This is a genomic window from Streptomyces sp. NPDC048349, from assembly GCF_040651925.1.
In the GTDB taxonomy this organism is placed as follows: domain Bacteria; phylum Actinomycetota; class Actinomycetes; order Streptomycetales; family Streptomycetaceae; genus Streptomyces.
In genome coordinates, this window is sequence record NZ_JBEZLA010000012.1 from 15855 (window position 1) to 26400 (window position 10546).

Annotated in this window: 10 protein-coding genes; 1 reads left to right on the top strand and 9 read right to left on the bottom strand. The window is 71.9% G+C overall.

The window, feature by feature from the left end:
* Positions 1-114: 114 nt before the first annotated feature.
* Positions 115-2331: a catalase/peroxidase HPI gene (gene katG, locus AB0D44_RS09650; RefSeq protein WP_362586990.1), complete on the bottom strand. Its 2217-nt coding sequence runs from the start codon at positions 2329-2331 to the stop codon at positions 115-117.
* 185 nt (positions 2332-2516) lie between these two features.
* On the opposite strand from katG, the gene AB0D44_RS09655 reads away from it, so the two are divergent.
* Entirely contained in the window at positions 2517-2927 is a 411-nt protein-coding gene (locus tag AB0D44_RS09655) for a Fur family transcriptional regulator (protein ID WP_362586993.1), read from the top strand.
* Here AB0D44_RS09655 and AB0D44_RS09660 read toward each other — a convergent pair.
* The 8 genes from AB0D44_RS09660 to AB0D44_RS09695 form a co-directional block, all read right to left on the bottom strand.
* Positions 2893-4149, bottom strand: coding sequence for a cytochrome P450 (locus tag AB0D44_RS09660; protein WP_362586996.1), 1257 nt, complete (start codon positions 4147-4149; stop codon positions 2893-2895). The two genes, AB0D44_RS09655 and AB0D44_RS09660, sit on opposite strands and share 35 nt — an antisense overlap.
* The gene (locus AB0D44_RS09665; protein ID WP_362586999.1) at positions 4146-5336 is read right to left on the bottom strand and encodes an MAB_1171c family putative transporter; all 1191 of its coding nucleotides are present in this window, start codon (positions 5334-5336) and stop codon (positions 4146-4148) included. The genes AB0D44_RS09660 and AB0D44_RS09665 overlap by 4 nt, the downstream gene beginning before the upstream one ends.
* The gene (locus AB0D44_RS09670; protein WP_362587002.1) at positions 5333-5896 is read right to left on the bottom strand and encodes a hypothetical protein; all 564 of its coding nucleotides are present in this window, start codon (positions 5894-5896) and stop codon (positions 5333-5335) included. Before AB0D44_RS09670 ends, AB0D44_RS09665 begins: the two co-directional genes overlap by 4 nt.
* Before the next feature lie 148 nt (positions 5897-6044).
* Complete coding sequence (locus AB0D44_RS09675) at positions 6045-6497, bottom strand: helix-turn-helix domain-containing protein (RefSeq protein ID WP_362587005.1); 453 nt, start codon at positions 6495-6497, stop codon at positions 6045-6047.
* 50 nt (positions 6498-6547) lie between these two features.
* A complete protein-coding gene (locus AB0D44_RS09680; RefSeq protein ID WP_362587008.1) occupies positions 6548-7300 on the bottom strand; it encodes an alpha/beta fold hydrolase in 753 nt (250 codons plus the stop codon).
* Positions 7301-7320: 20 nt separating this feature from the next.
* Positions 7321-8130, bottom strand: coding sequence for a helix-turn-helix domain-containing protein (locus tag AB0D44_RS09685; RefSeq protein WP_362587011.1), 810 nt, complete (start codon positions 8128-8130; stop codon positions 7321-7323).
* Positions 8131-8324: 194 nt separating this feature from the next.
* Positions 8325-9566, bottom strand: coding sequence for an MFS transporter (locus AB0D44_RS09690; protein ID WP_362587014.1), 1242 nt, complete (start codon positions 9564-9566; stop codon positions 8325-8327).
* Position 9567: 1 nt separating this feature from the next.
* The gene (locus tag AB0D44_RS09695) at positions 9568-10533 is read right to left on the bottom strand and encodes a TauD/TfdA family dioxygenase (protein WP_362587017.1); all 966 of its coding nucleotides are present in this window, start codon (positions 10531-10533) and stop codon (positions 9568-9570) included.
* Positions 10534-10546: the final 13 nt, after the last annotated feature.

Genomic DNA, 10546 nt, shown 5'->3' on the forward strand with positions numbered 1-10546 from the left:
CCGCCCGCAGGGGGCACAAATGGTGGTGGGCCGCACGGAGGCGGCCCACGGGGGAAGTACGGGGTGCGGAAAAACGTCCGGGCCGGCCCCTGGGGGCCGGCCCGGACGCCGGAATCAGACCAGGTCGAACCGGTCGAGGTTCATGACCTTGTCCCACGCGGCGACGAAGTCCTTCACGAACTTCTCCTTCGCGTCGTTGCTCGCGTAGACCTCCGCGAGCGCGCGCAGCTCGGAGTTCGAGCCGAACACGAGGTCGGCACGCGTACCGGTCCACTTGACCGCGCCGGAGGCGTCACGGCCCTCGAACTCGTCCTGCGCCGAGGAGGTCGACTTCCACGTCGTGCCCATGTCGAGCAGGTTGACGAAGAAGTCGTTGGACAGGGTGCCCGGCTTGTCCGTGAAGACGCCGTGCTTGGACCCGGCGTGGTTGGCGCCCAGGACGCGCAGACCACCGACGAGCACCGTCATCTCGGGCGCGCTGACCGTCAGCAGGTTCGCCTTGTCGAGCAGCAGGAACTCGGCCGGCAGGCGGTTGCCCTTGCCGACGTAGTTGCGGAAGCCGTCGGAGGACGGCTCCAGCGCGGCGAAGGACTCGACGTCCGTCTGCTCCTGCGAGGCGTCCACGCGGCCCGGCGTGAACGGCACCTCGACGTCGACGCCGCCGTCCTTGGCGGCCCGCTCGACGGCCGCGGAGCCCGCGAGCACGATCAGGTCGGCCAGCGAGACCTGCTTGCCGCCCGCGGCGTTGAAGGAGGCCTGGATGCCCTCGAGCGTACGCAGGACCTGCGCGAGGTCGTCCGGGTTGTTGACCTCCCAGGTGCGCTGCGGCTCCAGGCGGATGCGGGCACCGTTGGCGCCGCCGCGCTTGTCGCTGCCGCGGAAGGAGGAGGCCGCGGCCCAGGCCGCGGAGACCAGCTGTGCGGTGGTGAGGTCCGAGCCGAGGATCTGCTCCTTGAGGGAGGCGATGTCCGCGGCGTCGACGAGCTCGCCCTCGCGCGCCGGCAGCGGGTCCTGCCACAGCAGGGTCTCGGAGGGGACCTCCGGGCCGAGGTAGCGCACGATCGGGCCCATGTCGCGGTGCGTGAGCTTGTACCAGGCGCGGGCGAAGGCGTCCGCGAACTGGTCGGGGTTCTCGTAGAAGCGCCGCGAGATCTGCTCGTAGACCGGGTCGAAGCGCAGCGACAGGTCGGTGGTGAGCATCATCGGGAGGTGCTTCTTCGACGCGTCGTGGGCGTCGGGGATGATCGCCTCGGCGTCCTTCGCCACCCACTGGTGGGCGCCGGCCGGGCTCGTGGTGAGCTCGTACTCGTACTCGAAGAGGTTCTTGAAGAACCCCTGGCCCCACTGGGTCGGGGTGCTGGTCCAGGTGACCTCGAGACCACTGGTGATCGTGTCCGCACCCTTGCCGGTGCCGTAGGTGTTCGCCCAGCCGAAGCCCTGGGCCTCGAGCGGGGCGGCCTCGGGGTCGGCTCCGACGTTGTCGGCCGGGCCCGCGCCGTGGGTCTTGCCGAAGGTGTGGCCGCCGGCGATGAGGGCGACGGTCTCCTCGTCGTTCATCGCCATCCGGCGGAAGGTCTCGCGGATGTCGCGGGCCGCGGCGATCGGGTCCGGGTTGCCGCCCGGACCCTCCGGGTTGACGTAGATCAGGCCCATCTGGACCGCGCCGAGCGGGTTCTCCAGCTCACGGTCGCCGCTGTAGCGCTGGTCGTCGAGCCAGGTGGTCTCGGGGCCCCAGTACACGTCCTCGTCGGCCTCCCAGACGTCGGCGCGGCCGCCGGCGAAGCCGAAGGTCTTGAAGCCCATCGTCTCCAGCGCGACGTTGCCGGTGAGGATCATGAGGTCGGCCCACGAGATGGACTGGCCGTACTTCTGCTTGACCGGCCACAGCAGACGGCGGGCCTTGTCCAGGTTGCCGTTGTCCGGCCACGAGTTCAGGGGGGCGAAGCGCTGCTGGCCGGCGCCGGCGCCGCCGCGGCCGTCGGTGATGCGGTACGTGCCCGCGCTGTGCCAGGCCATGCGGATCATGAGCGGGCCGTAGTGGCCGAAGTCGGCCGGCCACCAGTCCTGCGAGGTGGTGAGCACCTCGGCGATGTCCCGCTTCACGGCTGCGAGGTCCAGGGCCTCGAACGCGGCCGCGTAGTCGAACTCCTCGCCCAGGGGATTGGCCACGGCGGGGTTCTTGGCGAGGATCTTCAGGTTGAGGCGTTCCGGCCACCACTGGCGGTTTCCGCCGCCCTGGGTCGGGTGCGCGGCGCGCCCGTGCGCGACGGGACAGCCACCTCCGCCCTCCGTTTTGGCGTCTACGACGATTGCATCGTGGTTCTCAGACATGGGAATCCTTCCGGACCAGGCGGATCGCGGTCTCGACGCCGAGGTGGTCACGTCCTGGACGGTCTCGAATGACTCCTGCCGCTTTGGGGTCATTCATCCTCTTGGCTATCAACAGAACCGATCCTACGATGGACAGAGTCCAAGTCAAGACGGACACCAAGCCAATATCTCATCGGAGAGCCGACATGAGTGATCTGCTGGAACGGCTGCGGGGGCGCGGATGGCGGCTGACGTCCCAGCGGCGCGTCGTCGCGGAGGTCCTCGACGGCGAACACGTGCACCTGACGGCCGACGAGGTGCACGCCCGCGCGGCGCAGCGGCTGCCCGAGATCTCCCGGGCCACCGTCTACAACGCGCTGGGCGAGCTGGTGTCCCTCGGCGAGGTCGTCGAGGTCTCCACGGACGGCCGCGCGAAGCGGTACGACCCCAACGCGCACCACCCCCACCAGCACCTGGTGTGCTCCGGCTGCGGCCTCATCCGCGACGTCCACCCGACCGGCAGCCCGCTGGCCGTCCTCCCCGCGCAGGAACGGTTCGGCTTCACGGTGTCCGGCGTCGAGGTCACCTACCGGGGTCTGTGCCCGTCCTGCGCGTAGCCCCGGCCTGCACCCTCACGGCCACCGGCAGCTCCCGGACGGCGTGGAACCTGAAGGTGGTGGTCCAGGGCACGTCCTGCGCGGGGCATGCGAGCCGGAGGGACGGCAGGCGGCGCAGGAGCGCGCCGAGGGCCAGCGACACCTGCATACGGGCCAGCGGCGCACCGAGGCAGTAGTGGAGCCCGTGGCCGAGCGAGAGGTGGGCCTTGTCCGCCCGGTCGAGGTCGAACCGGTCGGGCGCGGGGTAGCGCGCCGGGTCGCGGTGGGCGGCGGCCAGGGAGAACAGCACGGTGTCGCCGGCGGGGATCCGTACGCCGCCGATGTCGACGGGCTCGGTCGGGAACCGCCGGATCGCGGTGTGGTTGGGGTGGGAGTGGCGCAAGAGCTCCTCCACGGCCTGGGGCAGCAGCTCCGGCCGGGCCCGCAGGGCCGCCAGCTCCCGGGGGTGCGTGAGCAGCGTGAGGAGGCCGTTGCCCAGGAGGTGCTGGACGTTCTCGCTCCCCGCCATCAGCAGGAGGAAGGCCAGCGAGACCAGCTCGTTCTCGGTGAGCCGGTCCTCGTCGTCCCGGGCCGCGATCAGGTCCGACAGCATGTCCTCACCGGGGTGGGCGCGCCGCCGCGCCACCAGGTCGAGCAGGAACTCGTGGATGGCCCCGATCGCGGAGCCGAGGTCCTCCCGCGACGCCGGCGCGAGCATGGCGGCGACCCACCCGGAGAAGGCCTCCCGGTCGGCCTCGGGCACGGCCAGCAGCTCCCCGATGACCGTGAGGGGCAGCGGCCTGGCGAGGTGCTCGACCACGTCGGCCCGGCCCTCGGCCGCCATGCGCTCCTCCAGCCGGTCGATCCGCGCGTCGACCGCCGCCTGGACGGAGCCGCGCAGGCGCTCCACGTGGCGGGGGGTGAACCCCTGGGACACCAGGCGGCGCAGCCGCAGGTGGTCCTCCGCGTCCAGGTTCAGCAGGTTCGCGTCCAGCGCCGGGGGCAGGGAGAAGCCCTTGAAGCCCGTTCCGGAGTGCCTCTTGTCGACGGACAGCCGGGGGTCGGCGAGGCCCCGGCGGACATCGGCCTCCCGGGTCACCAGCCATACCGGCGAGCCGTCCGGCAGCGCCACGCGGTGCACGGAACCCTTCTCGCGCAGCTGCGCGTACATGGCGTGGGGATCGGCCGGGAAGTCGCTTCCGAAGGGCTGCGGAAGGGCCGTCGGGGCGGTGTTCAGGGTCATGCGGGTTCCTTGCGTGGTGTGCCGGGGGCTTCGGGCCGGCCGGCGTAGCGGACGGCGAGGGGCGAGGACATGGCACGGGCGAGCCTGCGCTGGAAGGCGAGCTCGGCCGCGAGGTCGCCGGGGGCCGCGGCCATGGGCGTCTGCGGCTGGCGCTGGGGCGCGAGGTCGCGGCGCTTGGCGTCGATCGCGTTCCTGAGCTGGGCCGCCTCCACCACGGCCGCCAGCTCCTCGCCGCGCAGACCGGCCCGCTCCGCGTCCTGCCGGGCCAGCTCGGCCACGTCCGCGTCCATCCAGGTGCGCAGGGCCCACTGGGCGTCGCGGATCTCGATCACCATGCGGTACAGGCGCGTGCGGCGGTCCAGGGCCCGGGTGAACGGCAGGACGGGTTCCGGTACGTGCTCGGTGAGGCTGCGGTGCAGGGGGCTCAGCGCGCGGTGGGCGATCCGGTGGCCGATCCGGTCGCGCAGGGAGGTGAGGTGCGGGCCCCAGTCCGGCAGGATCCAGCCGATCGTCTGGACGATCACGGCGATGGCCACGCCGATCTGTGCGACGGGCTCCCAGGCGCGTCCGTCGTGGCCGAGCTGGGCCGCGACGACGTCGGCGGTCCGGGCCCCCGTGTAGACGAGCGCGAAGGGCAGGGCGAGGGCGACCATGCGAAGGCCGCGGCGCAGCCACGGCGAGGGCGCGATCCTGGCGTACCGCAGGCCCATCACCCCGACCTGGACCTGGTTCGCGGTGAAGGCGGCGAGGTAGACCACGAGGTAGGCGGGGGTGAACTGGGCCCGCGCGACGGCGAAGTCGTGCGGCGCCTCGCCGTGGGCCGTCGCCGCGAAGAACAGCACCCCCATGGTCACCAGCACCAGGCCCAGGGCCACCACGCGGGGGACGGCCTTGCGGCGGGCGGCCTGCGGCCCGTGGCTGAAGTGCAGCAGCACGAGCTGTTGGCACACGGTCATGACGACCACGCAGCTCTGGGTCAGCAGGCCGGCGAAGTTCTCGATCCCGGCGAGCTCGCTGACCCGCACCCAGACCGACGGCGTGGACACGGTGAAGATGACGAAGAGCAGCGCGAAGTTGGCGACCAGGGCCACCTGGGGGACCGAGCGGTCCGTCCTGAGCACCCGGGCCTTGTAGAGGAGCGCCGCGAGGGCCACCGCCGAACAGAGCGGGTAGAGGATGGTGTTCACGCCGGGTCCCGGGCCGCGGGCGATTCCAGCGAGCTCAGCCGCTCGGCGATGTCCCGGGCCTGCGGGGGCACGGTCCAGGTGGGGTGGACGTTCCACGTGCCGATGAGCCCGCCGATCAGCGAACCCACCAGTTCGGCCTCGAGCTCGGCCTCGGAGTCGCCGTGTTCCCGTCCCATGACGCGCCGTACGAGCGCCGGGTCGAGCGAGGGCATCAGGAGCCGCGAGGCGTCGCCGCTCATGACGGGAGAGGTGTCGTGGTCGCAGACGACATGGCCGATCTCGTGGAGGATCACCTGCTGCTGGTGGACGGGTACCAGGCGCTCCTCGGCGAAGATGTAGTCGCGGGTCTCCGTCGAGACCCACAGTCCGTGCGGCCCGGTGGACGGCAGGGCGAGCGTGACGATGTGCACCTGCCGTCCGCGCAGGGTCCCGACGTAGTCGCACAGCTCGCCGATGGTCAGTTTCTGCCCGGGCGGCAGACGCAGGCCCCGCACCTTCTCCCGGCACCGCTCGGCCAGTGGGTTGGCGGGCGGGCCGCCGAGTTTCGATCGCCAGCGCACGACGATCACAGCACATCGACGCTGAGTGCTGCACCGCTGAACATCCTGATCCCCCCGGGTGATCGTCAGGAGTTCTACCCCAACACAGTTGTCCCGGTTGGTACAGGCGGGTTTGCGCCAGTACGGACCTGTCAAGAGGGGCTTCGCGTCAGTCGTCGGCGGGATCCGCGGATACCGGCGGGTCCTCCGCGAGGCCCTCCAACTCGCGGACCCGTTCGATCAGTTCGTTGATGGAGCGCAGGCTGCGCTCCGACAGGCCGGCGGTTCTGAGCGCGACCCGCTGGACCTGGGCGTCCCGCATCGCAGCCAGGAGGGCCAGTTCGGAGTTGACGGTGTCGGTCACCTCGTCGTCGAAGAAGTAGGCGGGGGGCACACCGAAGAACTTGGCCAGCCCCTCGATGTGGCGCAGCGTCGGGTTGTCGCGCTGGCCCTTGCGCAGCAACCAGATGTAGCTGCCCGAGATGGGGACGCCGGCCGCGGTGATGGCACGTGCGACCTCCTCGCCCGTGTAAGGCCCGCGGCCGGCCGGGGCCGTGCTGCTGAACAGGTGGTTCAGCTTGTCGGCCAGGCTGCCGGCCGGCTTGTCGTCGGGGTTGGTCATGCGCCGTGCCTCCATCTTCGAAGGCGCACTTTACCTTCGTGCTCGACGGGTCAGCCTGCCGTCCGTCCTCCCGTCACGAGCCGCAGCAGGCGCGGTGCGTGATCGGTGAGGTAGAAGTGGCCCCCCGGGAACACGTGCCGCGCGTACGCGCCGGTGGTGACCGAGGCCCACGCGTCGATCCGCCCGAGGTCCACCTGCGGATCCCGGTCCCCGGTCAGGGCGAGGACGTCGGCCCGCAGGGGCTGGGCGCCGGGGTCGGGCCGGTAGGTGTCGATCAGGAGGTAGTCGTTGCGGACGATGCCCAGCACCATCTCCCGCAGCTCCGGATCGTCCAGCACCGCCGAGCGGGTCCCGCCGAGCCGGGCCATGGACGCCATGAGCTGCTCGTCGTCGCGGACGGCCGGGGCGGCCGGTTCGCCGGGGGCCCGCAGCTCCCGCCCCGACACGCACAGCCGCGTGACGGAGCCGGAGCCCCGGGCCTCCAGCAGCCGCAGGGTCTCGTAGGCGACGGCGGCTCCCATGCTGTGGCCGAAGAACACCGTCTCGCGCGGGTCGGCCGGCCCGTCGGCCAGCGCCTCGGCCACCCCCTGTGCCAGCTGCGCCATCGCGGGGACCAGCGGCTCGGCCAGCCGGTTCTCCCGGCCCGGGTACTGGACGGCCTGCACGGCGAAGCCGGGGCCCAGGTGCTGCGCCCAGTGGCGGAAGAAGCTCGCGCTGCCGCCCGCGTGCGGGAAGACGACCACACGGGTCCGCGCGTCGGGGTCGGGCCCGTAGGGCACCAGCCAGGGGGACTTCCTGCTCATGGTGGTTCCGGCCAATCTGGCTAGCCGAGCACGGCTTCGCCGAGGTGGGTGAGGCGGTGGACGACGAGGTTGCTCTTGCGTTCGGTCGCCACCAGCCCCGACCGCCGGAGCACGCTGACGTGCTTGCTCGCGGAGGGTTTCGAGATGTGCAGGCGGCGGGAGATGTCACCGGTGGAGCTGGGTACGCGGACGCTTTCGAGGACGCTCGCCCGGGTGTGCCCGAGCAGCTCGCGCAGGGCGGCGGCGCCGTCCTCCTCGGCCTGCCACAGGGAGGAGGCGGACTCGGTGTCGAGCGGGACGTTGTAGACCAGGGTGGTCAGCCCCTGTCGTCCGCTCTCCGGGTCCAGGACGAGCGGGCGGCTGGCGAACAGGGAGGGCGCGAGGACGATGCCGTCGCCGGTGAGCCGTATCTCCCGCCGGCTCTGCCCGTTGTCCACCCGTAAGTAGGGGGCGTCCCAGTCGATCGTCGGGTGCAGCCGGTTGAGCGCGCTCTCCACGCCGCCCGACAGGGCCGTGCGCCCGAACAGCTCCCGCTCCGTCTCCAGGTGGCTGCGGATGCGCCCCCAGAACGGTTCGATGGCCGTGGCGTGGAAGTACCCCCCGGCGGGGGAGGGGCCGGTCGTGGTGCGGGGCGCGGGCGGCGGCGCGGACGCCGTGATCGTGGAGATGCGGCGCAGTCTTCGCTTCACCTTCCGGCGCCACTCGCTGAACTCGTCCTGGAGCGGCTCCGCGTATCTCAGCTCCGCGAGGCGCGATTCGAACTCCGCCCCCAGGGTGCCGATGAAGCGTATTCGCGACAGGTCCTCGACGGTCAGTCGGAGGGTAACCAACGCATTTCTCCTGATGTCAAAGCCATGCACGCGGTGACCCGCGCGCCCCCGATACCTTGCGCATCCACATGAGTTGACGACTGCCGACGAGCCTACAGTGATCAACCGGCCTCGGGGCAGGGTACTTTCGAGCCATCGGGGGCTGACATCGCGGAGTCCTGATCAGTCGGGTCCGGGCCACCTGAAGTACGTGCTCACCGCGTTGACTGCGGTACCGTGTCCGTCTCCCCGCCCACCTCCGCCACGGCCGGGGCCTGCGGGGGCCGGCGCATGACCGGACTCAGTACGGCCGACAGGGCGAGGACGCCCAGCAGGGCCGAGCAGGCCAGCAGTGTGACGGGCCGTCCACACAAGTCGAAGGCGGCGCCCCCGGCGAGCGGCGCGATCGCGGCGCCGCCCGCACTGCAGAGGTTGGCCACGCTCATCACCCGGCCGCGGTGGGTGTCCGGGGTCAGCAGCAGCTGGTGGGTCGTGAAGTAGGAGCTGGCGGTCGGCGCGGTGAAGGCCGTGACCCCCAGCAGGATCCCCGGCGTGTAGCTGCCCGGCAGCAGCGCGATCCCCGCGGTCAGCGCGGCGAAGAGCCACAGGACCAGGAAGATGGGACGGGAGCCGGTCAGGACCCGCTGGAGCCGCGGCGCGGCCAGCGCGCCCAGCAGCCCGCCGACCCCCAGGAGCGCGGCCATGACGCCGACCAGGCCCGAGCTCATCCCGCTCGTCTTCGCCGACGCGATCACGACGAAGTACACCGCCCCGTAGAAGAAGTTCGTGACCGTGGCGTAGAGCAGGCCCAGCCGGAGGAAGGGCTGACCGCAGATCCAGCGGACGCCGTCCACCAGGTCCCGGGCGGACCACTTGCGGGACCCCTTCCGCCCCGCCGGCGGCTGCGGCGTGATGAAGAGCAGCAGGACGAAGCTGATCGCGTGGGCGACGCCGCCGAAGGCGAACGGCAGCGCGTTGCGCATCGCCTGCAGGAAGCCGCCCGCCGAGGTGCCGACGAGCTGGCCGGCGTACGTGCGCGCCGCGTTCATCGCGACGGCGCCGGACAGTTCCTCCCGGGGGACCAGGGCCGGCACCATCGCCGCGCCCGCGGCGAGCAGCACCGCGGTGGCCGCACCGCTCACCAGGGCCAGCAGCACCAGGACCGGCAGCGAGGCCACCTCCACCCACAAGGACAGTGCCGTGACGCCGAACACCGCCACCAGCACCCCCTCGCACCAGAGCATCACCGACCGCCGGTCGTACCGGTCGGCCACGGCGCCCGCCGGCAGGCCGGCGAGCAGCATGGCGACGGCGTCGACGAACGCGATGACACCCGCCTGCGAGGGGGACCCGGTGATCGTCAGCACCAGCAGGGGCAGCGCGATCAGGGAGGTGCTGTAGGCGAACTCGCTGACCGTCTGGCTCGCCCACAGCAGAGTGAAGTCCTTCCCGGCCATGTCAGCCCAGCACGCGGGAGCGGGACCGCGTGTGCACGTACGTGCGCCGCAGGTCGCGGACCACGCTGGTGCGCTTGAGCCACCGGTCCTCGCCGTCGTACCGGGGCACGAACACGTCCCGGCCGTGGACCACCCGGTAGTTGTCCAGGAAGACCGCCTCGCCCGGGCCGAGCACGACCCGCTCGGCGGAGGCGTTCAGCAGGTCGGCGCACTCCTCCATGGCCCGGCCGGCCTCCGCGTCACCGGGCAGCGCTCGGGTGAAGTCCGCGTCGATCCGCAGGTACGGGGCATCGGCGGGGCCGAACAGGACGGACGCCACCTCGTGTTCGCGCTCCTCCGGGGCGACGGGCCGGCCGCCGGAGTACCGGGGCGCTGTCGCGTGCGAGTCGTCCGGGTAGAAGCGGAAGCGGTCCTGCCCCAGCACCTCCCGCAGCGGCTCCGGCAGCGAACGGGCGTCGAGCCCCGCCACGGTCGTGCCCACCCCGTCCGGGTTGCGCAGGCACATCAGGGCCACGTAGTCCCCCCGGCACGCGTGGAACACGTCCTCGGTGTGCAGGGTCAGCTGGGTCTCGCTGCTCGCGCTGGTCAGCGAGGACTCCTGGCCCTTGGCCGGGCAGACGTCGTGCACGAGGCGGCCGTTCTGCTGGTTCGCCCAGGCGAAGGGGTCACCGAGCACGGAGGCGACCAGCAGCAGCACCAGCTCCTCGCGGATCGCCGCCCCCTCCTTCTCGGCGACCTGCCAGCTCGCCGGGGTCGGCACGAGGTGCTCGTCGACGGGCAGGTTCGCCAGCGTGATGACGGGCTCCTCCGCGGTCCGGCAGGCCACGAGGAACTGCCGTATCCCCAGCGGCAGCCGCTCGGACTCCGCCCTGATCTCGTCGGCGAGGAGGAGCGGCTCCCAGCCCTGGTGGCCTGCGAGGAAGCGGTCCGCCAGAGCGGCCACCGCATCCGTTTCGTTCTGGTTCAAGACGTAGCGCGAC